The organism is Ruegeria sp. AI2 (assembly GCF_056541275.1).
On sequence record NZ_JBQFYB010000006.1, the window covers coordinates 144,352 to 167,462 of the forward strand.

The 23,111-nt window shown below is 55.8% G+C and carries 23 protein-coding genes; 15 read left to right on the plus strand and 8 right to left on the minus strand.

Annotated features, from left to right (window positions below):
* Positions 1-5: 5 nt before the first annotated feature.
* Positions 6-1,313 carry an aminotransferase class I/II-fold pyridoxal phosphate-dependent enzyme gene (locus ACR0LL_RS13075; protein ID WP_480587377.1) on the minus strand — a complete coding sequence of 436 codons (1,308 nt, stop codon included), beginning with the start codon at positions 1,311-1,313 and terminating at the stop codon, positions 6-8.
* Positions 1,314-1,409: 96 nt separating this feature from the next.
* Here ACR0LL_RS13075 and ACR0LL_RS13080 point away from each other — a divergent pair, with 96 nt between their 5' ends.
* Positions 1,410-2,288, plus strand: coding sequence for a LysR family transcriptional regulator (locus ACR0LL_RS13080; RefSeq protein WP_480587380.1), 879 nt, complete (start codon positions 1,410-1,412; stop codon positions 2,286-2,288).
* Between the two features lie 261 nt (positions 2,289-2,549).
* On the opposite strand, the gene ACR0LL_RS13085 is transcribed toward ACR0LL_RS13080, so the two are convergent.
* The 4 genes from ACR0LL_RS13085 to ACR0LL_RS13100 form a co-directional block, all read right to left on the minus strand.
* Complete coding sequence (locus ACR0LL_RS13085) at positions 2,550-2,978, minus strand: phasin family protein (RefSeq protein ID WP_480587383.1); 429 nt, start codon at positions 2,976-2,978, stop codon at positions 2,550-2,552.
* A 143-nt stretch (positions 2,979-3,121) separates the two neighbouring features.
* On the minus strand, positions 3,122-4,246 hold the full coding sequence (locus ACR0LL_RS13090; RefSeq protein ID WP_480587386.1) for an ABC transporter permease: 1,125 nt from the start codon (positions 4,244-4,246) through the stop codon (positions 3,122-3,124).
* Positions 4,247-6,943, minus strand: coding sequence for a ribosome-associated ATPase/putative transporter RbbA (gene rbbA / locus ACR0LL_RS13095; protein ID WP_480587389.1), 2,697 nt, complete (start codon positions 6,941-6,943; stop codon positions 4,247-4,249).
* The gene (locus tag ACR0LL_RS13100; RefSeq protein ID WP_480587392.1) at positions 6,940-7,935 is read right to left on the minus strand and encodes an HlyD family secretion protein; all 996 of its coding nucleotides are present in this window, start codon (positions 7,933-7,935) and stop codon (positions 6,940-6,942) included. The genes rbbA and ACR0LL_RS13100 overlap by 4 nt, the downstream gene beginning before the upstream one ends.
* 265 nt (positions 7,936-8,200) lie before the next feature.
* Between ACR0LL_RS13100 and ACR0LL_RS13105 the strand changes: the two genes are divergently transcribed.
* From ACR0LL_RS13105 to ACR0LL_RS13115, 3 genes are read left to right on the plus strand one after another with little or no spacing between them, the layout of a single operon-like run.
* A complete protein-coding gene (locus tag ACR0LL_RS13105) occupies positions 8,201-8,638 on the plus strand; it encodes a hypothetical protein (RefSeq protein WP_480587395.1) in 438 nt (145 codons plus the stop codon).
* Complete coding sequence (gene tnpB / locus ACR0LL_RS13110; protein ID WP_170779991.1) at positions 8,635-8,985, plus strand: IS66 family insertion sequence element accessory protein TnpB; 351 nt, start codon at positions 8,635-8,637, stop codon at positions 8,983-8,985. Before ACR0LL_RS13105 ends, tnpB begins: the two co-directional genes overlap by 4 nt.
* 20 nt (positions 8,986-9,005) lie before the next feature.
* A complete protein-coding gene (locus tag ACR0LL_RS13115; protein ID WP_480587398.1) occupies positions 9,006-9,248 on the plus strand; it encodes a hypothetical protein in 243 nt (80 codons plus the stop codon).
* A gap of 415 nt (positions 9,249-9,663) precedes the next feature.
* Here the strand turns inward: ACR0LL_RS13115 and ACR0LL_RS13120 are convergent, their stop codons facing one another.
* Positions 9,664-10,386 carry a DUF1989 domain-containing protein gene (locus tag ACR0LL_RS13120; RefSeq protein WP_480587401.1) on the minus strand — a complete coding sequence of 241 codons (723 nt, stop codon included), beginning with the start codon at positions 10,384-10,386 and terminating at the stop codon, positions 9,664-9,666.
* A 252-nt stretch (positions 10,387-10,638) separates the two neighbouring features.
* On the opposite strand from ACR0LL_RS13120, the gene ACR0LL_RS13125 reads away from it, so the two are divergent.
* The 11 genes from ACR0LL_RS13125 to ACR0LL_RS13175 all read left to right on the plus strand — a co-directional run bounded on the left by ACR0LL_RS13125 (position 10,639) and on the right by ACR0LL_RS13175 (position 20,458).
* Positions 10,639-11,376 carry a BtpA/SgcQ family protein gene (locus ACR0LL_RS13125; protein ID WP_050687546.1) on the plus strand — a complete coding sequence of 246 codons (738 nt, stop codon included), beginning with the start codon at positions 10,639-10,641 and terminating at the stop codon, positions 11,374-11,376.
* A 12-nt stretch (positions 11,377-11,388) separates the two neighbouring features.
* On the plus strand, positions 11,389-12,009 hold the full coding sequence (locus ACR0LL_RS13130) for a phosphoribosyltransferase family protein (protein ID WP_050687554.1): 621 nt from the start codon (positions 11,389-11,391) through the stop codon (positions 12,007-12,009).
* A 52-nt stretch (positions 12,010-12,061) separates the two neighbouring features.
* Entirely contained in the window at positions 12,062-12,994 is a 933-nt protein-coding gene (locus tag ACR0LL_RS13135; RefSeq protein WP_050687556.1) for a ribose-phosphate pyrophosphokinase, read from the plus strand.
* 73 nt (positions 12,995-13,067) lie between these two features.
* Entirely contained in the window at positions 13,068-13,952 is an 885-nt protein-coding gene (locus tag ACR0LL_RS13140) for a LysR family transcriptional regulator (RefSeq protein ID WP_050687558.1), read from the plus strand.
* Between the two features lie 147 nt (positions 13,953-14,099).
* Positions 14,100-15,239 carry an ABC transporter substrate-binding protein gene (locus ACR0LL_RS13145; RefSeq protein WP_050687560.1) on the plus strand — a complete coding sequence of 380 codons (1,140 nt, stop codon included), beginning with the start codon at positions 14,100-14,102 and terminating at the stop codon, positions 15,237-15,239.
* Between the two features lie 82 nt (positions 15,240-15,321).
* On the plus strand, positions 15,322-16,185 hold the full coding sequence (locus tag ACR0LL_RS13150; protein WP_050687562.1) for an ABC transporter permease: 864 nt from the start codon (positions 15,322-15,324) through the stop codon (positions 16,183-16,185).
* Entirely contained in the window at positions 16,182-16,982 is an 801-nt protein-coding gene (locus tag ACR0LL_RS13155) for an ABC transporter permease (RefSeq protein ID WP_050687564.1), read from the plus strand. Before ACR0LL_RS13150 ends, ACR0LL_RS13155 begins: the two co-directional genes overlap by 4 nt.
* Positions 16,979-18,064, plus strand: coding sequence for an ABC transporter ATP-binding protein (locus tag ACR0LL_RS13160; RefSeq protein ID WP_050687565.1), 1,086 nt, complete (start codon positions 16,979-16,981; stop codon positions 18,062-18,064). Before ACR0LL_RS13155 ends, ACR0LL_RS13160 begins: the two co-directional genes overlap by 4 nt.
* A gap of 4 nt (positions 18,065-18,068) precedes the next feature.
* The gene (locus ACR0LL_RS13165) at positions 18,069-18,962 is read left to right on the plus strand and encodes a polysaccharide deacetylase family protein (RefSeq protein WP_050687567.1); all 894 of its coding nucleotides are present in this window, start codon (positions 18,069-18,071) and stop codon (positions 18,960-18,962) included.
* Entirely contained in the window at positions 18,959-19,402 is a 444-nt protein-coding gene (locus ACR0LL_RS13170; protein WP_050687569.1) for a nucleoside deaminase, read from the plus strand. Before ACR0LL_RS13165 ends, ACR0LL_RS13170 begins: the two co-directional genes overlap by 4 nt.
* A gap of 27 nt (positions 19,403-19,429) precedes the next feature.
* Positions 19,430-20,458, plus strand: coding sequence for a GlxA family transcriptional regulator (locus ACR0LL_RS13175; RefSeq protein WP_050687621.1), 1,029 nt, complete (start codon positions 19,430-19,432; stop codon positions 20,456-20,458).
* Between the two features lie 7 nt (positions 20,459-20,465).
* Here ACR0LL_RS13175 and ACR0LL_RS13180 read toward each other — a convergent pair whose 3' ends face one another.
* Both ACR0LL_RS13180 and ACR0LL_RS13185 read right to left on the minus strand, forming a co-directional pair.
* Positions 20,466-21,419, minus strand: a complete 954-nt coding sequence (locus ACR0LL_RS13180; RefSeq protein ID WP_050687571.1) for an IS481 family transposase — start codon at positions 21,417-21,419, stop codon at positions 20,466-20,468.
* A gap of 135 nt (positions 21,420-21,554) precedes the next feature.
* The gene (locus tag ACR0LL_RS13185) at positions 21,555-22,787 is read right to left on the minus strand and encodes an aminopeptidase P family protein (protein ID WP_050687573.1); all 1,233 of its coding nucleotides are present in this window, start codon (positions 22,785-22,787) and stop codon (positions 21,555-21,557) included.
* Between the last annotated feature and the right edge of the window lie 324 nt (positions 22,788-23,111).

A 23,111-nucleotide genomic window follows, 5' to 3' on the forward strand; every position in this document is an offset into this window, starting at 1 on the left:
TGCGCCTAGTTCACGAAATGCAGCGTGTCGAATTCACTGCGCCAGGCAGAGACTTCCGAAGCGACAGGCGCGTCGTCCAGTCCTCGCGTGATCAAATCGGCGAGACGATCAGCATCTCGAGAGGTCATGCCCCAGCGAACCAATTCAGGAGTGCCAATCCGCAACCCATTCAAGTCCCCTTCAACCGGCTTGACAGGTAAACCGATGCCGCACGCAAGAAACCCGCTTTCGCGAAGCTTCTTCGATGCCGCCTGCCCTCCGCCATAGGGCTCTGCCAGAACCGCGAATTGATGCGAATTGGTGAAGCCTTCCGCACCCTCAAAGACGCGAACACCCTGCGCATCCAACGCTGCGGCCAGTGCTTTTGACAGTGCGATCATCTCGTTCGCGTACGCCTGACCAAAGTCTTTCCAATCCAGCATGGTAACCGCAAGCGCGGCCGTTTTGGCGGCATCGAAATTGGCCGTCATCCCGGGAAAAGCAATTGCATCCAATGATTTGGCAATGTCGACATCATTCGACACGATCAATCCACCTGCTGGTCCACCAAGGCTTTTATAAGTGCTCATGGTCATGAAATGCGCGCCCTCATTCAACGGGTTCGACCATGCACGCCCCGCGATTATCCCGCACTGATGCGCGGCATCGAACATGACTTTCGCTCCAACTTCGTCCGCAATGGCCCGCACCTCGGCAACAGGGTGTTCAAAAAGGTTCAGACTTCCGCCGATCGTGATCAGCTCGGGGCGCTCGGCCCGCGCCAGGTCGCGCAGTTGGTCCAGATCGACTGTGTAGCCATTTGTGTTAACCGGTGCCTCGATCGTGCGCAGCCCGAACAGCCCTGCACAGCCCGCAGTATGATGGGTCACATGGCCGCCGATCTTTGCGGGTGGCGCAATGATTGTATCCCCCGGCTTACAGGTCGCCATGAAGCCATAAAGATTTGCAATTGCGCCCGACGGCACACGAACCTCTGCAAATCGGGCATCAAAGACCTCTGCACAAAGCTCGGCCGCGATGACTTCGATTGCTTCGATTGCTTCCAGCCCCATTTCATATTTGTCACCGGGATAGCCCAGCGAAGGCCGCGACCCGATGCCCGACGACAAAAGCGCCTCGGCCTTGGGGTTCATGACATTGGTCGCGGGGTTGAGGTTGAAACACTCTTCCTCGTGAATACGGCGGTTTTCCTCTGCCAGATGCACGATCCGGTCCAATAGGTCGCCAGACGATGCCGATGCTGTCTTTGTCGCGATATTCTGAACCAATGTTTCGCTTGCGGTGGGCACCCAGTCTCTATGTGCAAGTGTCATCTGACATCCTCCTGTTTCGTCCACTGTGACTGCTGCTGCGTGACTTCGCAAAGCAGATTTGTTATTTCTTGGCGTAGAAAAACTTAGGCTATGGTGATGAGCGTTTCCCCAAAGCGTCCCAAAGGGCCCCCACTGAACGCAATGCGCGCTTTTGAGGCGGCGGCGCGCAACGTCAGCTTTGTCGCCGCGGCTGAAGAGTTGAACGTCACACCGGGTGCAATCTCGCAACACGTCAAAACGCTGGAAGGCTGGGCCGGTGCAGCACTTTTCCGGCGCAACGCGCAAGGCGTAGAACTCACGTCCGAGGGGCAGTCGCTTGTCGCTGAATTCACCAGGGCTTTTGACCAATTGGCCGACGCGGCCCGTGCGCTGCGCAACCTTAAACCCAATGCAGATTTTCAAATCGCTGCTTTACCGGCCATTGCTCAGCTCTGGCTTCCCAAAAGGCTGCGCCAGATCCGATCTCAATTTCCTGACATCAGTTTTTCCGTCACTGCGCTGGAAGCGCCGCCGAGCCTGGGGCGCGAACTGTTCGACCTGTCAATCTTCTTCGCTCCACCGGACGACACGGCCAATCAGGTGGTCGTATGCCCGGACGAGATCGTGCCGGTTTGCGCCCCGGCGCTTAAGGACCAAGTTTGCCGCGCAAACGGTTTTCTGGGCGTACCGTTGCTGCACGATCTGGTGTGGAACGAAGATTGGACCAAATGGGCCCAACACTCTGGCTATGACCTGCATAGTGCCAAGGGCGGTGCTCAATTCTCCCTCTACAGTCTGGCCGTAGAGGAAGCGAAGGCGGGCGCAGGTATACTGATGGGGCACCTGTGCCTGATCGAAGACGCCTTGGCCACAGGCGAGCTGACAGTTGCGCACACCAAATTGTTCCCAACCGACCGATCTCTGGTTATCCAAATGCCACAACGAACCCGCAGGAGACCGGAAACGGACCAGATTATCGCATGTTTGTCCCGTTGACCCAAATTTTCCCAGACCCCAGCGCGGGATAAGTGGGAACTGAAAGGGGGGCGAAAGATTGCCCAAAACACCGGGCACTTATCTTCGTCAAACTCGAACGCTTGATCCCAACTTTGCATGTTCAATCATGTTTGGGTACACACGAAAAACTGTCAGAGCGCTTCCGCAATCGTGGCCACTCGGTTTGGCCAGCGACACGTGGAGGGTTACAGTGCACCGCGCCCGTCGAAGAAAGGCTGCGTCAAACGGGTTTAGTCGGTCTCAGCTTTTGGCTTTGCCTGCGACCTTGGAGGCAGCTTCCATGTTTTCGCCGATGATGTCTGCTTCTGTTTCGCTTATGTATTTTGCGCAGCGCGACACCATTTCGAACCATTCACGTGCGTCTTCCACCATTCGTTCCATGGAATGGCGTTGCCATTCGGCGACGGCTTGCATCGTTTTGCTTGGATCTGGGTTTTCGCCAAACGTAGCTTCCCGGGCAGTTTGCAGCGCGGTGCGTGCAGCCTCATGGCGGCGCTTGAACCAGAGGCGGGAGTATTCCTCCGCCTCGCTCAGCAGGTGGTCCTGCGCTTTCCAAAACTGCTCGATCTGCGGCGTCACCACGGAGTTCATGGACATCATGCCCTGCATGGATTTCAACACGTCGGTAAGGGCTTCCTGTGTCTCGATTTCGGCTGATTTTGTGGGCATTTGAACTCTCCCTGGAAAAGAAGACGGTGATTAATTTTACCACACCCAAAGGTGCACTCACATTAACCGAGATCAAATTCACTGGGTAATTCGCGCCGTCGTTTCACAATACGCCCGTCCACAACATACACGGTCGGTTGATATCAACTCATCTGGGCGACTGACCGTCTGAACATAACCAGACTTGTCATCAACAGGGCCAGACCCAACACAGCCATCCAAACGAATTCCGGCCAGACCGTTTCGATTCCAGCACCTTTGAAAACAATTGCTTGGCTGGCTGACATATAGTGGCGCGATGGCAGAAACAGCGTTCCGGCTTGCAACCAGCCTGGTTGCCCTTCGACGGGTGTTTCTCCTCCGGACAGCATCAGCATTGGCAGGACAATCAGCATGACCAGAAGCGCAAATTGCGCCATTGAGCGCGCGATCGTCGCCAGAAATACCCCAAGCGCCGTGGCTGTAAACAGAAAAAGTGCGGTTCCAAATAGGAACAGTATCTTTGATCCGGCAATACGAATGTCCAACGAACCCTGCATGACAAAAGTCAGCGATATCCCCGCGGCGATCAGAACAACGGCCGCATTGGCCCAGATTTTGGCCATCGCAATGTCGAGCGGAGTTAGCGGCATGGCGAGCAGATGCTCAATTGTTCCATGCTCTCTCTCCCGGATCATGGCAGCGCCGGTCAGGATGGTCGTGAGCCACATGATCTGACCGATCAGCGCAACGATGCCCGCAAAACGCACCGTATCTCTGTTTGGGTTGAAGGCACTTCTCAGAATGACATTGATTGCGGGAGGATCTACGAGGTCAACACCAACTGCAAAGCGATGGATTTCAGCGCTCAATATACTGGTGATGTAATTGGCGCCGATACCTGCCTGCTCCATAGCCGTGGCGTCTATCAGAACCTGTATCTCTGGTGTGCTTCTGGCACGCAGGTCTTTTTCAAAACCTGGAGGAATGGCAACGATGAAGATAAACCGCCCGGCATCCATGTGCGCTGGGCCGGTCCCCGGTTCAATTTGCACGACCGGTTGAAACTCCGGTGGGAAAAACGCAGTGGCAAGGGTGCGCGATAATGGAGAGTTATCCTCATCTGAAAATGCGATTGAGGCGTTATTCACCGAGCTTGCAACGCCTGTTGCTTCCATGATCGGAGCCAGCGTGAATGACCAGACCAGCAAGGCCATCATCACCCAATCGCGGCGCAGGCTCATCATTTCCTTCAATCCCAGCCAGAATATGCAAAAAAGGCGCTGCATTCACTTCTCCTGCGCGCGCAGGCAAAGGGCGGCGGCGAGTGTCAGCACTGGACCGAAACAGGCAAGCGCAAGAATGTCCGGGGCAAGTGATTCCCACCCTAAGCCCTTGGTGAACGCGCCGACGTTCAGGTGCAGAAAATAGGAAGATGGCCAGAGCGAGCCGATGAACTGAGCCCCCCCTTCCAAAGTGGAAACGGGCTGCAACAGGCCCGAGAACTGGATGGTCGGCACAACCGAGGCGATGGCTGTCGCAAATGTCGCTGCCACCTGGCTGGATGTCATTGTGGCAATCAGCAATCCATAGGACGTCGTTGCCCAGATATACAAAAACGCACCAACCGCTAGCGGAATGGGATCGCCTTTGAGCGGCACACCGAAGACGAAAATGGTCATCGCTGCCAGCAACAGAAAGTTTGCAAAAGCAATTGCAATATAGGGAATTTGCTTACCAATCAGGAATTCGAGCCGGGTTGTCGGTGTTACGTAGAAATTCACCACAGATCCCAGCTCACGCTCACGCGCGACACTGACCGCCGTCAAGACGGCCGGCAACATGATAAGCAAAATCGCCGGCATGGCCGGGGCCATTGCTGCAATGCTTTCAAAACTCTGATTGTAGCGAAATCGCGGTTCTATCCGGGCAATTTCGAAGTCCCGTTGCCCAGTGTTTCGGGCGTGTTCGTCCAGAAAGGACTGATGCAGTCCCGCGACATATCCTTCAACGGTCTCGCCTTTAAACGGAATGGCACCATCGACTGTCGCGAGGACTTGTGTCGGCTCGCCTGTGCGCAGCTTACGACCGAAGTTCGGTGGCAACTCTAAGACCAGTGAAACGTCTCCTGCCTGGAGCCGGTTGTGGCCTTCCATAGCGCTTTCCAATGGCGGCGTGGGTTTGAAATAGGACGACCCCGCGAACTCAGTTGCATAGGCACGGCTCTCAGGACCCTGAGAAAGGTCTAGAACGGCAAAGTCCAGTTCATCAATGTCAAGCGTGATGCCAAAGCAGAAAACCAACATCAAAATGGCTGACCCAAGAAACGCAAAGGCAAGGCGCACAGGGTCGCGCGCCATCTCGACGGCCTCGCGTCGCGTATAGGCCAGTGCGCGCCCGACACTGCCACCGACGTGTTTGGAATTGGTGGCCAAATCAACTCTCGGTGCTTCAACCGGCGCCGGTCTTTCTGCCGCCTCCAGAATTGAGATGAACGCAGCCTCAAGGCTGTCGGCGCTTTCAGCGGCGATCAATTCGGCTGGTGTGCCTTCTGCCAAGACCTGGCCTGCGTGCATAAACGAAACACGGTCACATCGTTCTGCTTCTGCCATGAAATGGGTGGAGACAAAGATCGTTACCGCGTCTTGTCGGGACAACTCGACGAGCAAGGCCCAAAACGTATCTCGCGCCTCTGGGTCCACTCCGGATGTCGGCTCATCCAGTATCAGCACACGCGGGCGATGGATGATCGCAACCGCCAGCGATAGGCGCTGTTTGATCCCAAGGGGCAGGGCGGCCGCAAGAGTGTCACGATGAGCGCCGAGTCCGAATCGTTCCGTCAGTTCCGAAATGCGCGCGTCGCGGTCAGGGATTGCGAAAATCCGGGCATGCAACTGAAGGTTCTGGTACACTGACAATTCACCGTACAATGAAAACGCCTGGCTCATGTACCCAATCTCGCGGCGCACCTTTCGATCCCTGGCGTCAACGGGTTTGCCGAATAACAATGCCTCGCCTGAGCTTGCAGGCAACAAACCGGTCAGCATTTTCATCGTCGTGGATTTTCCGCATCCGTTTGATCCCAGAAACCCGAAAATCTCTCCGCGATTGATCGAGAAATCAACGTTGTTCACGGCGGTGAAATCGCCAAAGCGCCGTGTCAGCCCGCGTGCAGTAATCACGGGATCCGTCTTGATCTGTCGAACGGTTGATTGACCCGGCGCTGAACCAAATGCCTCGTCTGCCCGCAAGCGTCGGTACGCAGTTTCGAAGTCCTTGTCGGCACGCTTCAATTCCGCGGGTTTACCCTGAAAGATGACGCGACCTGCGTCCATCGCGACGATCCAGTCAAAGCCTTCGGCCTCCTCCATATAGGCTGTAGACACAAGGACAGAGAGCTTGGGGTTTTCCGTTCGGATAGCGTCGATCAATGCCCAAAACTGTCGACGCGACAACGGATCAACCCCGGTTGTTGGCTCATCCAGAACCAGGAGTTTGGGGTCATGAATCAACGCACAACACAGGCCAAGCTTCTGTTTCATTCCACCAGAAAGCCTGCCCATCAGGCGATCCTCAAATGGTGCAAGCGCGGTCGCTGTCAGCAATGCGGTGATCCGGGCGTCACGCTCGTCGTGCCCCTGTCCGAAAAGGCCCGAGAAGAACTCCAAATTTTCGCGGACCGACAGTTCTGAATAGAGATTCCGACCCAAACCTTGCGGCATGAATGCGATCGCAGGGCATATGCGTCTACGATGAGTGGGCTCATCAATCGCACCGCCCAGAACGTCGATTGATCCGGATTGAAGCTTTTTTGCACCGGTGATCAACCCAAGCAATGTGGACTTGCCCACCCCGTCTGGGCCAATGAAGCCGACAAGCTGTCCGGTTGGAAGGTCCAAGGTTACAGAGTTCAACGCGATGTGTTTTCGATACCTGTGTGTGACACCGGCAATTCGAAACTCTGACGAGGCGACTGTGGCATTCATTCGAACAGCTCTTGCGGGATGGGCTGTTCAAGCGCCTCGGGCCATGCGCTGGTGGGATCGATCCGTATCACGGCAATGCCGCGCAGGCCCGTTTTTACGTGTTCAATCCGGCTTTCAACCAGGTCCTGGGGGATACGAACGCGGACACGAAAGACCAGTTGCTCGCGTTCATCCAGAGTCTCGACTTGTTTGGGCGTGAATTGCGCTTCGGGAGAAACAAAGCTGACATATGCAGGTGTGGCGTATTCGGGTAAAGCATCAAGCACGATGCGAGCTTCGGCTCCAATCGGCAACAGCCCGGCTTCGCGCGCAGGAAGGAAAACTTCCATATACACGTTCTCGAGACTGAGAAGGGTCAGGATCGGTTCACCCGCTCCGACGACCTCGCCCGGCTCTGCCAATCGATAAAGAACGCGACCCGGCATTGGTGCCAGCAAGGAACTGTCTTCGATTAGCGCCTCAATCCTGCGCACCTCGGCTTCTGCAGCGGCAATCCGGCTTTCTGCGGTTGCAACTCGGGCTTTGGCGGCACCCAACACAGCAGACGCAACTTGGTGGATGGTTTCACGTTCCTCAAAAACTGTCTTAGAGATATTGTTCCCGGTCAGTAGCGCTGTAGCACGTTCAAGTTCCTGCGCCGCCCGACGTTGCTCACTTTGGCGCTGCAGAACCAAGGCTTCAGCTTCTGCTTTTGTCTGGCGCGCCAAGGCTACCTCAGCTTTTGCCCGGTCCAGCGCTGCAGACAGTTCGTCTATATCCATCCTGGCAAGTACATCACCGGCGGCGACCATGCCGCCTTCAGGTGCCAGAACTTTGGCAACACGCCCGGCGATCGTTGGCGCAATCTCAACCTGCTCTGCCTCAATCCTTCCATTACCCTGTACGAAGCCACTCGGCAATTGATCGCCGTCTTGGGAGATGACGGAGTAAATAACCGCGCCAGCAACCACGATGACTACCAGAGCAAAAAAGATGGGCGATCTCTTCTTCATAGCTTTTGCCAGATCGTTGAATGCGACGGTCAGTCTAGTGCGTGGCAGGATTGGGGACTTTGCGATGGATCAAGCGTTTCCAAAGCATGCTTGGGGGAACGACATATCCTGTCTGTCGGAATGGACGTGTCCTGTTTTCGTACCGCCAGGTGCACGTTCAGCCTCTGTTGCGCATTCATCGTAAGCGTTGCATCTGACCCCCAAGATAGCACCTCATCAGCCAACACCTATAAGTCTATGATGCCTCAAAAAGGATACAGTCATCATGAATTCTCAAGCTTTAGGTGAACTGGCAAGTGACCAAAAAATCGAAAAAGTCTTCCACGCCTATGGTTACTCAATTCCCGTTGGGAAAGACGGACGTCGTCTGTGGACCCGGAGGTTTAAAGATGAAATGGGTCAGCAAATGAAGTCTGGCCGTTTATCTGTTGGTGAAGTTGCAAAGACCTGTGGTGTAAAGCAGGAGACTGCAGCCAGGTGGAAGAAAACGTCCGAGAAAAAGGCGTCAGGTCCGCATTCCACGTTAAAACCCAAATCCAAACCATCGTTTGCTGAGATTAAAGTCAGCTCTTGTGAGCAAACTGTCCCAGTCGCGTCAGAAAACATCGTCTTCAAGCGTGGTAGCTGCGAGGTCCTATTTCCCGCCAGTTACCCACTTGGGAAACTGGCGACACTGATCCGAGCATTTGAGGGCGAAGTATGATTACACCGTCCGGGAATTTTAAGTTCTACGTAGCGACCGAACCTGTGGACTTTCGCAAAGGTATGGATGGTCTAGCGTCTATCGTGCTGAACGAATTTGACCTTGACCCCTTTAGTGGTGCTGTGTTCATTTTTCGCTCCAAACGTGCAGATCGGCTCAAACTCATTGTTTGGGACGGAACCGGGCTCGTGATGACGTATAAGCGCATCGAGAGCAAAGGCTTCGTGTGGCCAAGACTTCGAAACGGCATGATGACCATGAGCAAAGCGCAGTTTGAAGCGCTTTTTGAAGGTCTCGATTGGAGACGAGTTGTTGGCGCCAGACCGTTCAAGCCTACTGCTGCATGAGTTCTAACAAGGCGTTGGTAATGGAAGAGAAGATTGCAAACCGAATTCACGACTTGGTCCAACAACTGCGTGAAGTGACCGGCGTTCTCGATGACGACGCTATCGTTCGCGACGCACTAGAGTTTCACCTCGCCAGTCTTAGTGACAAACAGAGCCTTCGTGAGCGCATAAAACTGATACAAAGGAAAGTTGAGGCTCTTGGTGAGCTAGATGAGAACTTTGATTTCCGGGAGTTTCGTAACGAAATGTCGGACGACGAATAGTTCCGAATTGATCGAATAGCGCGCAACCCCATCAGATAGTAATCCAAAAAAGCGGACGATCGGTACGGTTCCTCTTATGCCTGGAACGCGGACTTTGCCGACATTGATGTTTAGCCATGTTGCTGACGCAGCATTTGTTTTCTCTTGCAGCACAACCATCGCTGCGTTGCGGCCGCGAGCCGCGGGAGCGGACATTCAGAGTTCGTCGGGCCCCAAAAATCTGTTCCACTACCGAATGACGGAGGGGAGCCCGTAGTTCCAACCCTGTACCTTGCTCGAACAACCGCTAGACGTCGCCACTTCAAGGTTAACGATCGCCATCGGAGCTGAGATCTTTCCCCGTAAGCTCCTGACACAATGACAGCGCAACTTCGGCGAGGGTATCAATCAACTGCTTTTGAATTGGTCGGATACGTCAGGTGTCCGCGACGTAGAACTTCAGAATGTCTGGCGCGACACCCACGCCGTTGACTGGCGTGACGTCTTGAGGGCAGGCGGACATGACGGCGATGACGTCCATATCGGCGCGGAAGGTCACTTGGTCATCCGGTTTTGACACGGGTGCGACGAAACTTGTGCTGCCGTCGGCTTGCACAGGGACGTTCATCCAAAGATTGAAAGGGGCGGGAACAGCTGGCGCTTTGAGGCCAATGGCCATCAGCGCCATCCGCAGATTATCAGCGCAATTGTCGTGGTATTCCGTGCAGCCCAATTGCTGGTACCGGGCATGATCGCAGCAGGCGATTATCGTGTCATGCACACCATCGGATGTGTCTTCCGTGATTGTCATCAAGGGGCGACGCAGGTTGGAGGTCACACTGTCACCTACTTTGGGGAATATCGAGCCTAGGGCTGTGTGCAAATGCTCCATCGAAGAATACTCACCCACATCATCTGCTGCAAAAATCCAGAAATCGCAGACTTGATGGCCGCTGGGGTTCATCACGGTTAGCTGTTGACCTGCGCCGACGCGCACCGCCACGCCGCATCGCGCGTCGATTGTGTAGGTGTGGTTCATTCTGGGTGTGCCGTCAGCGGAAACGGCAATCTCAAGACTGCGGTTGGTACCATCGGGTCGGGAGGGGTCGAACGAGGCCATGGGCACGGGCTTTCGTGGATTATGTCTGGGTAGTTGCATTGTTTGGCGAGGGGCCATTCGCAAAGGAGCATAGACAGTTCTCGGCATATTGGAATGAAGCTTACGTGCTTCTCGTCGGAGACGTGCCGAAGATTAGCTCCGCTTTGACATCGGCTGGTTTTGCAAAGAACCGCAGGCGTTCTCATCGAGATGCATTCATTTCCAAGCTAAATGAACTAATAAGCACAATAAATTTTCTAAATTCCATTGCCGATGATAGCGTCCTCGCAATAACCGGGATTGAGAATTGAGATGGATCGACACGACTTCAAAAAGACCTTTGGCGCAACTGGTCCTGTCATTCTTCCTGTCATTCATGTGCTTGACAGCGAACAGGCCGAGCGGAACATCAAAGCAGCCATTGCTGGCGGGTGTCCGGGGGTTTTTCTGATCAACCACGACTTCGAGAAAGAGAAACTAGTCCCGATCATCAAGGAGATGCGGCAGGCGTTCCCGGACATTTGGCTCGGGGTGAATTTTCTGGCGGTCACCGGCAAGTTTGCCTTCCCAATTCTGGGAGAGATGCAAGCTGAAGGGTGCAAGGTCGATGGTTACTGGGCCGATGACGCACGTATGGATGAACGCCGTGCGGAAGATGATCAGCCCGAAGCAGATGAGATCGCGGCCATCCGCGAAGGAAGCGGTTGGACCGGGCTTTATATCGGCGGCACCGCATTCAAAAAGCAGCGCGACGTTGATCCAGCACAGTATGGCAAAAGCGCGCGCATCGCGACGCACTACATGGACGTCGTTGTGACCTCCGGCGTGGCGACTGGCCACGCAGCCGATGTTGGCAAGATCGACACGTTTCGCGCGCATTGCGGCGACACGGCACTTGGCCTTGCATCCGGCATCACACCTGAAAACGCAGCGCAATATGCAGATGCGGTTGATCTTTTCATGGTCGCGACCGGCATCAATTTTGACGGCGATTTCTACAATATTGATCCTGAGCGCCTGAAGCGGCTCATGGACCTCACACAGACATAAGGGAGAGAAAAGATGGCTCAAGACAAAGGACCCAGAGACGACCGTTGGTACTTCTCGCTGATGGCCCCGAACACCAAAGGCGACAAGTTTGCATGGCTTGACCCGACCTCAATCTACATCAACGGCAAGGCGTATCATGATCTGCTGGATGATCTGGTGGCTGATCTAGATGCCGATGAGATTGACGTCGTCGCGGGCCTTGATGCGATGGGCTTTGTTCTGGCGGCGGGCATCGCGGCCCGTATCGGGAAGGGGTTTCTGCCCATTCGCAAACCCGGAAAGCTCTGTGTGGATACAGACAGCGCGTCTATGACCAACTACTCCGGTCAAACCCAGTCGATGGAAATGCGCACGCCCGCCTTTGCACCCGGAACGCGGGTTTTGCTGGTGGATCAGTGGGTTGAAACCGGCGGCACGATGCATGGTGCTGTCCAGCTGGTTGAACAGCAGAAGGGCAAAGTTGCGGGCATGGTGGCGATTGTCATGGAAGAGAATGACAATACGAAGTCCTATCGCGAAAAGTACAAGGTCGTCACCGCGATCCAGCCCGGCACCGAATGGCAGCGCCAGGCCAATGCGCAGTATCTGGAAAGCTTCAAGACCTACAAACCCGAGATGGCGTTCCCGGTCTAAGGCCTGAACCCGGCGCACATCCAATCAAACTCTGACCAGAGGGGCTCGACAGATGAAATTGATCTGTGGAAACAGTAACCGTCCGCTTGCTGAAGCGATTGCCGCGCATATGCGTGTCCCTCTGGCTGAGTGTAACGTGCGTCGGTTTGCCGACGAAGAAGTCTTTGTCGAGATACAGGAAAACGTGCGCGGCGATGACGTCTATGTCATCCAATCAACGTCCTATCCAGCCAACGACAACCTGATGGAGCTGCTGGTGTTGATCGACGCGCTGCGCCGATCCTCTGCCGGGCGGATCACCGCCGTGATCCCCTATTTCGGCTATGCCCGTCAGGACCGCAAATCAGCCCCGCGCACGCCGATCACGGCAAAGCTTGTGGCGAACATGATCACGCAGGCGGGCGCGCATCGGGTGCTAACTATGGATCTGCATGCAGGGCAAATTCAGGGTTTCTTCGACATTCCCACCGACAATCTTTACGCGGTGCCCGAAATCGTGCGGGATATCGAAAAGCAAAAGGACCGCGACAATGTGATGGTCGTATCCCCGGACGTAGGCGGTGTAGTGCGCGCACGCGCTTTGGCGAAACGTCTCTCGACTGGCCTCGCAATTGTAGACAAGCGCCGCGACAAGCCCGGCTCGTCTGAAGTCATGAACATAATCGGGGACGTCTCTGGCAAGTCCTGCATGTTGGTCGATGACATTATCGACTCTGGCGGTACGCTCTGTAATGCCGCGACGGCGCTGCTCGAAAATGGCGCGGCGGAAGTTTCTGCTTACATCACCCATGGGGTCCTGTCCGGCAAGGCTGTCGACAGGATCAATGCATCTGATCTGACGTCCCTGGTCATCACCGACACAATTTGCGCTACCGAAGCGGTCACCGCATCATCGAAAATTCGCGAGATTTCGATTGCGCCAATGTTCGCCAAGGCGATCACACGGATCGCGAATGGAGAGTCCGTCAGCGTCTTGTTCGAATAGAGGGTGATCATACGATTTGCATAAAGCAACTTTATCGTTGTTCGCTATACATTTTCAGCGCTAATGTTCTCGTATGGGCGCGGTCAACCTTTCAACAGAGCTCCTCAGAGCTTTCATCACTGTCATTGAGGTGGCAAGTTTCACGCGCGCGGCCGAGATACTTGGTCGGACGCAACCTGCCATCAGCCTGCAAGTGAAGCGCTTGGAAGAAGCGGTTGGCTATCCGCTCATTGCGCGGAAGGGCAAAGAGATATCGCTCACGGAGCGGGGGGAGGCTCTGGCCATACATGCGCGCCAGATTCTGCGCCTGAACGATCTGGCAATGGCGGAGTTTGAGCAGCGTGATCCCGCAGCAAGATTGCGGGTGGGGTTGCCTGTGGACTATGCGGTCAACACCCTGCAAGCCTGTTTGACGGACGTTGTCCGACAATTCCCCGATACACAGATCGAAATTCGATGTGATCTGTCCAAGCATCTGCTGGCGGCCATGCGGAGCAACGAAATCGATATCGCCGTGGCATTGTTCGACGGGGACGACCAGCAGTTCCTATTCCGCAACTGGAAAGAACAACCAACCTGGGTTGGCGCCAACGGGTTCGAGATCCCGGAACATGCTGACATCCCCCTTGTCGCGCACCCCTTTGGTTGTGTGTACCGCGACCGTATGGCTACCGCTTTGAAGTTGGTGGGAAAAAGCTGGCGCATCGCTTACTCCAGTCCCGGCATTGGTGGCGTTCAACGCGCGGTCCAGGATGGCCTTGGCCTTTCGTGCCTGACTGCTCCGACGGTCCAAAGCGGCATGCGCACTTTTTCTGAACAAGACGGCCTGCCGGTTCTTGCCCCTTTGCACATCGGGCTTTTCGCACGACAGGCTCAGTTGGGTGCGGGCGGATACGCGGCCATGGATGCCATGATCAACACCTTGGAGCAACGCTCATCGAGCGCTATTGACGCATAACTGCTCATTATGAAGGCATATCAACGATAAATTTCCTAAAAGTCTCATTTTACCATACCATTCTACAAAAATCAGACTGAACACTATGGTTCGGCGAAAAATCAAATGCTCTTTTGCTGGGAAAGAGTGACCAACCGGGAGACACAAATGTACAGACCAACCGTAACTTCATCACTATTGGGCTTGAACCGCCGCCAACTGCTGAAAGCTGGCGGCGCAGCCGTTCTGACAACACCATTTGTCAGCCGCGCCTGGGCGGCAACGACCGAAATCAACATGCTTGCGTGGTACGGCCATGGAGAGGCTGATGTGGTTGCGGAGTATGAGGCTGCAAACAACGTGAAGTTCGTGCCAAAGTATTATGCTGGTGGCGACAACATGCTGGCGCTGATCGCCCAATCCCCTCCGGGCACTTACGATCTGATCCTGTCTGACGCAGAATTCGTGCAGCAGCTGAACGCAGCTGGCTACATCGAAGAAATGAACCCGGCAGATTATCCGCTGGATGACATGCTGCACGAAGACTTCTCGCAGTTCCCCGGCCACTGGGCGGACGGCAAGATGTATTCCATGATCCTGCGCGGGGGGCACTTGGGTGTTTCCTACAACAAGAACTCCGTGACAGCGAAAGAAGCGGAAAGCTATTCCTGCTTCTGGAAGCCGGAGCTTCAGGGCAAAGTGGGCCATTTTGACTGGCACCTGCCGACCCTAGGTCAGATGAGCCTTTATGATGGGAATGGCGCTGACCTTTGGAACCTGAACGACGATCAGTGGTCCAAGGTTCAGGAGACCACCATGAGCCTGCGCTCGCAGGTTGGCGGCTTCTTTGACTATGGCGGCACGTTCAATGGCCTGAAAAACGGCGAGATGCAGGCGATGGTTGGCATCGGTGACTGGATCACCGGCGTTCTAGAAAAAGACGGCGCGCCTGTCGCGTCCGTGATCCCGAAGGAAGGCGGCATTCAGTTCACTGAAAGCTATTCCATCGGCAAGGGCAGCGAAAAGGCCGAAGAGGCCAAGAAGTTCATCCAGTACATGATGTCCCCTGCAGGTCAGGTGAAATCTGCACAGATGGCGGCCTATCCCGGCTTCTGCGTGACCAAGGCTGGCCGCGCCGCCCTGATCGAGGCTGACATGGCGGAAGCCAAGCGGTCGCACCAGGTCGATGGTGATCCGCAAGATCCGATCGCACTGATCAAGGAAGGCCGGGTCCATTACCGCGACATTCCTCAGCAGCAGACGCTGGAGGACTGGAACGACTTCTGGTCCGAGTACAAGAGCGCCTGATCTAGGGCCCAAAGAACCAAAAAAGGGCGGCCAACAGGTCGCCCCCTTTTTCCCTTAAGACGCGAAAGCCCTGCACAGCCCCATGTCTTCCAATCCTGAAAATCGCCCAAGCCTTTATGCGCTGACGTGGCGTTTGCCGATCATCTTCTGGCAGCTGATCTTCTTTGTCGGGCCGGTTCTGTTCATGGTCGCGATGTCGTTCTTCCTGGTGAAGAACTATCGCATGACCGAAGCCTTCGAGTTCGTGAACTGGTCGCGGATGCTGACGCGCGGGTTCTTCTGGGACAGCTATTGGTACACGATAGGCATCGCCACACTGTCCACCGTCTGCGCGATGTGTATCGCCTTTCCGGCAGCCTTTGCATTGGCCTTCCGCGCTTCTGAAAGCACGCGACGCTGGGCGATCTTTCTGCTGATCATTCCGTTTTTCACCAGCTATCTGGTGCGCACATTTTCATGGTTCGTGATTCTGTCCGAAAGTGGCGTGGTAAATGCCGTGCTGGGCTACATCGGCCTTGGCCCCTACACCATGCTGAACACCAACTTCGGCACGCTGGTGGGCTACATGACTCTGACCCTGCCGCTGGTGGTCATACTGCAAACCGTCACGATGGCCAATATCGACAAAAACCTGATTGAGGCGGCGCGCAACCTTGGCTGTTCGCCCCTGCGCACGATCTGGCAGGTGATCATTCCACTGTCCAAGACCGGGCTGATCATCGCGGCGATCTTCTGCTTTATTCTGTCCTTTGGTGACTTTGTGGCACCCTTCTATCTGGGCGGATCGCAGGAACCGACCCTGCCAATCCTGATCCTCGATACCACCAAGTCCGGCCAGCAATGGCCGCGCGCAGCCGTTGTCGCGATCATGATGATGGTTACGCTCTTTGCCATCGCCTTCACCGGCATTGCTTTGGCCTATCGCAAGGGGAAGGGCGCAAAATGAAACAGAGCCGATCCCTCAACTTTATCCTTGGCATCTATGTCGTCCTGATCTTCGCCTTCGTATTTGCGCCCATCATCTTCAGCATGATCTTTTCCTTCAACTCGCAGCGCTTCCCGACGATCCCGTTGGGTGAGTTTTCGACCGAATGGTACGCTAAGGTCCTGGCCGATCCGGACATCTGGAAAGCCGCGCGCAACAGCCTGATCGTCTCCTGCTCAACGGCTGTGATCGCGACATTCCTAGGCTTTTGCACGGCCTATTCCGACTTCCGGTACAACTTCCGATTCAAAGGCCCGTACCTTGCGCTGATCCTGCTGCCGCCCACGATTCCGCTGATCATCATGGCGCTGGCCATGCTTGCGTGGCTGTCCAAGATCGGGATGTCCGGGCAGCTTTATTCGATCATCATTGCGCACAGCGTGCTGACAGCACCTTTTGCCATGGCTGTGATCCGCCTGCGGCTGAACCAAATGGACCCGGACCTCGAATCCGCTGCATGGAACCTGGGCGGATCGGAATGGCAGACCATGCGGCATGTGATCGTGCCGTTCTGCAAGCCTGCCATTTTTTCAAGCCTGTTCCTGACGGCCGCTGTCTCCTTCGACGAATTTGCTGTGTCATGGTTTGTCTCTGGCCTGAATTCTACGTTGCCCGTGGTCGTTCTCGAAATCGTTCAGGGCAATATTGACCCGCAGGTCAACGCCATCGGGACATTCGTCTTCCTCACATCAATGACGCTGGTTGTGCTGGCACAGCTCTTCTTCGCCAGCCGCCAAATCAAGGGCCTGCACGCATGAGCAAACCGCTGGTTGTCTTTGACAAAGTACAAAAGCACTTCGGCAATTTCGTTGCAGTTAAAGAACTGGATTTCGAAATCCGCGAAGGTGAGTTCCTCGCAATCATGGGGCCATCCGGCTGCGGCAAGACCACAACTTTGCGCATGTTGGCTGGCCTCGAAGCGCCGACGCACGGCGAGATTCGCCTAAATGATCGAGTGATGAATGACGTTGCCCCGCACGAGCGCGACACGCCTTTGGTTTGGCAGTCACTCGCGCTCTTCCCATTCCTGACGGCGCGCGAAAACGTCGAATTTGGTCTCAAGATGCGTGGCGTTGACAAGGCGGAACGCAAAGAGCGTGCGATAAAGTGGCTCGACAAAATGGGGATCCTCGAATTTGAGAACCGCCATATTTCGACCTTGTCAGGTGGCCAGAAGCAACGTGTTGCACTGGCTCGTTCGCTGGTGATGGAGCCACAGATCCTGCTCTTGGACGAACCATTGTCAGCTCTGGATGCTCATTTGGTAATTCGCATGCAGGCCGTCCTCACGGACCTTCAGCGCGAGTTGGGGATTACCTTTGTCTACGTGACCCACTCCCAGTCCGAGGCCTTTGCGATGGCCGACCGCGTCATCATCATGGGCAAAGGCGAGATTGGTCAGATCGGCACGCCCAAGGAAATCTACCGCGCCCCTGCAAACCAGTTCGTCGCCGAGTTTGTGGGCCGCAACAATATTCTGGCAGGCAAAGTCAAATCTGTTGACGGCGGTACGGCGCGCATCACAACCACCTCTGGCGAATTCACAGTACCCACGAACGAGGTGCAGCTGGTCGAAGACCACAACGCCAGCTTCGTGATCTCCGCCGATCTGGTGCACATCGCATCAGAAGAACCCGTCGGCGGGAACAAGGCGTATTGCAAGCTGATTTCTGAAGAATTCGTCGGCTCCATGGTCACCCTGTTCCTCGAAGACGCGCAGGGCCATGAATTCAAGGTCCAGATGCAGGAACGCGAACTGTCCAAGTTCGATCTGCACTCTGGTGATGAAATCTGGCTGTCGTGGGACACGCAAAGCGCCCACGTCCTGAACGAAAGCTGACGATGTGATCCGCAACCCCATCCCCTGGCCCAATGGTGCCAAATGCGCCGTGGCAATTACGTTCGACATGGATGCGGACAGCCTGATCCACATCGCCAAGCCCGAAGACAGCCACGACCGGCTCTACCCCATTTCAATGGGCCGCTATGGCCCTCTGGTCGCGCTACCCCGCATCCTCGACACCTACCGGTGTCTGGGCCTGAAGCAATCGTTCTTCATCCCCGGCTGGTGTTTGGAGACCTACCCGGATGTGGCCGAGGCGATCCTGAAAGACGGGCACGAGATCGGCCACCACGGATACTTGCACGAAGACCCTATAAAGACACGCGGGGAGCAGCGCGAGTGGTTCGAGCGCACGCTCGATGCGCATATGCGCATCTGCGGGCAAAAGCCGCGTGGTTACCGTGCACCGGTCTACAACATAACGCAGGAAGTCGTCGATCTGATGATCGAACACGGCATTCGCTATGACAGCTCAATGATGGCCGACGACATTCCGTACCGTTTGGACACGGCCAATGGATCTCTCTACGAAATGCCTGTGCATTGGGGTACCGACGACTGGCCCCCCTTCGCGCATTACGACGAGATTGGGTACATGATGCCAGTTGCAAGCCCGTCGCACGGGCTCAGCGGTTTCTGGGAGGAATTCGAGGCGCAGTATGACGCCGGTGGTTTCTTTATGCTGATCATCCATCCTTTTCTCACAGGGAGATTGGCGCGGTGGAAGCAGGTTGAAGCATGGATTGCCAAAACGCAGGAAACCAAAGACGTCTGGTTTGCCACCCTTGACGAGATTGCCGATCATATGGACCAGTTGCAGGAGAATGGCACCTGGATGCCAAGCGTTGAACGGCTGCCCTACTACGACGGGCCAATCCTGGGGGACAAGACATGAACGCTGACGACACACGCTTGCTGCGCATCGCTTACGACGAGGCCAAAGCCGGGTTTGAAGAAGGCGGGTGCCCGATAGGTTCAGTGCTGGCGCGCGGCGGCGAAGTCGTAGCCCAAGGGCGCAATCAACGTGTCCAAAAAGGCGACCCGATTGCCCATGGCGAGATGGATGCGTTGCGCAAGGCCGGCCGCCAGAAGACCTATCGCGACACGACGCTTTATACGTCGCTCAGCCCGTGCATGATGTGCACCGGGACGATCATTCAATTCGGCATCCCGCGCGTGGTGATCGGCGAAAACACCAACTTCGGCGGGAACGAAGAGTTCCTACGCTCGAAAGGCGTTGAAGTGATAGTCGCAGATGACCCCGATTGCATTGCTCTGATGCAGCGCTTCATCGATGAAAAACCGGAGCTCTGGGCAGAGGACATCGCGGAGTAATCGCGTCCTGTGATCAAAAACGAGAGCATGACTGTAGATCGGCCGGATCTCGTGCCCGCGGGGGCGTTCAGCTATCCGGTCAAGGATCCCAAGGCAACCCGGTGGTTCGGGTTCCTGCTGTTGCCCCAATTCACTTTGCTCGCGTTCAGCGCTGCTCTGGATCCTCTGCGCATCGCCAACCAGCTGTCCCAAAAACCACTCTATGGATGGCTGGCCATCTCAGATGACGGCAGGGCTGTTTCGTCATCCTCCGGCATCGATATTGATGTGCATGGCAGCCTGGACGATCTGAACCCCGATACCTACCTCTTTGTCTGTTCGGGCAACAATAGTATTCAGGCGGCCTCCGACGATGTCTTGGGGGGCATACGCCGCCACGCCCGGTTTGGCGGCAAGCTTGGCGGCATCTGCACCGGTGCTGCGACCCTCGCGCGCGCGGGTTTTCTCAGGGACAAGACTTTCACCCTTCATTGGGAAAACCAGCCCGGATTTGTTGAGGCATTTTCCGATCTGGAGCCCACACCACAGAGGTTCGAAAGGGACGGAAGTCTGCTGACTTGCGGTGGTGGTGTTGCGGCAACTGAAATGATGATTTCGATCATCGCCGAAGACTATGGCGAAGACTTTGCAATCGCCGTTTCGGATATGTGTTTGAACGGCCCCGATGTCGCGACCCGCAGCGAACAGCGCTCCTCAATCGCCAAGGCCATCAGCTCTCGCAATCCTCGTATCCTTGCTGTTCTGCGGGCCATGTATGACAATATCGAGGACCCGCTGACGCTCGATGAACTTGCCACAAGCGCGGGTATTTCGCGCCGTCAGATTGAACGTCAGTTCAGACAATTGCTGAACGAGGCTCCGGCGCAAACCTATCGCAACATCAGATTGGAACGCGCGCGCACATTGCTTACAGAAACCAACCTGAGTGTCATGGAAGTTGCCATGGCGTCAGGGTTCAACTCGAACAACGTATTCTCACGGCATTACAAAGAGCGATACGGCGAAACACCCTATGGGCACCGAGGGCGGCTCAAAACGGTGGGCAACAACAAATAGTGTCGCGCTAGATGTGGAACCTCAACAGGTTGTTCCGATCAAAGTCTAGCCGGCTGATGGGTGGTTTTGATTTTAGCGCCGTGTGTGGGCGGTGCCAATTGTAGAGGTGGGTCCAGACCGGCAGATCGGCGGCGCGGTCGTCTGAGGTCTGATAGACTCGGGCGTAGGCCCATTCACGCAGAGCAGTCTGGATGAACCTCTCGGCTTTTCCGTTGGTTTTGGGCGTGTAGGGTTTGGTGCGGATGTGGCGGATGCCAAGCTCGGCACAGGCGGCCTTGAAAGCATGAGATTTGTAGCACGACCCATTGTCTGTCATCACCCGCGCAACCTTCACCCCGATGGACGCATACCAGGCCACCGCCGCATTCAGGTGCGCCACCGCGCTCACCGCCTTTTCGTCGGGATGGACCTGGGTGAAGGCCAGGCGCGAGGCGTCATCGACACAGACATGCACATGTTCCCAGCCGATCCCTCGGCTGTTCGACTGGCCTGTCCTGTCGCCCGTGATGCGGTGCCCGGCGCGCTCAAACTTGCCAAGACGCTTGATATCGAGGTGGATCATGTCGCCGGGATGATCGCGTTCATACCGGCGTACAGGCTCGGCAGGCTCCAGATCGCGTAGCCGCGAAAGGCCCGCCCTGCGCAGAACCCGGCTGACCGTCGCCGCCGAAACGCCGGTCCTTGCCGCAATATGTGCCCCGGTAAGACGCTGACGGCGCAAGGCGATGATCCGGTCTGCCACGTCATCAGGCGTAGGATTGCGCAGAGAATAAGGGCGTGAACTGCGATCCTGCAAACCTTCGCGCCCCTCCTGTTCATACCGCCGCCACCACTTCGTGGCCGTCTTGGCAGAGCAGCCGCAGATCGCCCCAGCCTGCGCAAAACTCATCCCGCATGCAATCATCCCCACTAGCCGCTCTCGACCCAATGGCGTCAGTCTGGCATTCTTGTGCACGTTCATTCGATCCCTCCGAACAAGGTTGGTGCTTGGTAACTCCAACCAACTCGGTCTGGATCGAATGGACAACCTGCTGAAAGCTCACAGCTAGAGCCGGTATGAGCAGCTGTAGCCGCTCATACCTTGGATCAGGACTGTTTACCCGACGACGTTGTGCTCCGGTCCGTAGGGGAAACCGGTGATGTTCTCGTTACCGTCTTCGGTGATGACCAGAATGTCATGCTCGCGGTAGCCGCCTGCGCCGGGCTGGCCATCAGGAATCGTCAGCATTGGCTCCATCGAGATCACCATCCCCGGTTCAAGCACAGTGTCGATATCTTCCCGCAGCTCAAGCCCTGCCTCACGGCCATAGTAATGCGACAGAACGCCAAAGGAATGGCCATATCCAAAGGTCCGGTACTGCAGCATGTCGCGCTCCGCAAAGAAGTCGTTGATCTTGTGCGTGACCTCGGCGCAGGACACACCCGGCTTGAGCAAGCTCATTCCGTATTCATGGGCAGCGACATTCGCTCCCCAGACCTTGAGGCTGGCCGGATCCACCTCCTCGACGAAAAGTGTGCGCTCGAGCGCCGTGTAGTAGCCCGAGATCATCGGGAAGGTATTGAGGCTGAGGATGTCACCGCGCTCTAGTTTGCGGCAGGTCACAGGGTTGTGCGCGCCATCGGTGTTAATGCCAGACTGGAACCAGACCCATGTGTCGCGGATTTCAGAATCTGGGAACCGTTTGGAAATCTCCAATTCCATCGCATCGCGTCCGGCCATGGCAACGTCGATCTCGCGCGCTCCGGTTTTGATCGCGTCCTTGATGGCATATCCACCAACGTCCGCTGTCGCGGCACCTGCTCGGATCAGTTCGATCTCTGCCTCAGATTTGTGCATGCGCAACCGCATGGTTGTCGGCGCGATGTCTTTCTTGACAGAGGGTGCCAGGAATTCATCCATCAAGCCCAGTTGTGTATAGGAAATGTGATCCCCTTCGAATCCGACTACCTTACCGGACCCCGTCACAGACTGGATCGCACGCCAATAGTTGTTCCGCTGCCAATCAGTGTAGGTGATGTTGTCACCATAGCCACGACGCCAGGGCTGTGCCGCGTCGATGCCTGCGCTGAACGTGACGGTTTCGGTCGCTGTGACCACCTGAGCGTAAGGCCGACCAAACGCACAATACAAAAAGCCCGAGTAGTAGGAGACGTTGTGCATTGAGGTTAACACGCAGGCATCAATGCCCTCATCGGCCATGACCGCACGCAGCTTGGTCAAGCGTGCTTCATATTCGGCGTCGGCAAAAGGCAGCACCTTTTCGCCTTGGTGAAAACGGTAAAAATCTGGGCGCTGTCCTGCAACGCCAAACTCGGATATTCCGGACATCGGTATACTCCTGTTCAGGCCGAGTGTGACGAGGAGGAGCGTGCTTCATACCGGTTGCACCTTCCCTCACCACAAGAGCGGCAAAGCAAGATCCCGGCGTTCAGGATGGTTGGATAGGGATGCTCTAATCGGAATTCGGTTAGTGACGACGCCATCGTCAATCCCATGGTGCACTAATAGACAAAAAGCATCGCCCAATCAAGAATGTTCACCGCCGAACTTCTGAAAAGACGCAAGCTGTTAGCTGACTTTGGACGCGTCCTCTTGCACGCTCACCCTGACGACGACGGGAACGTCCCACAACCCTGCGGATTCGACCAAACC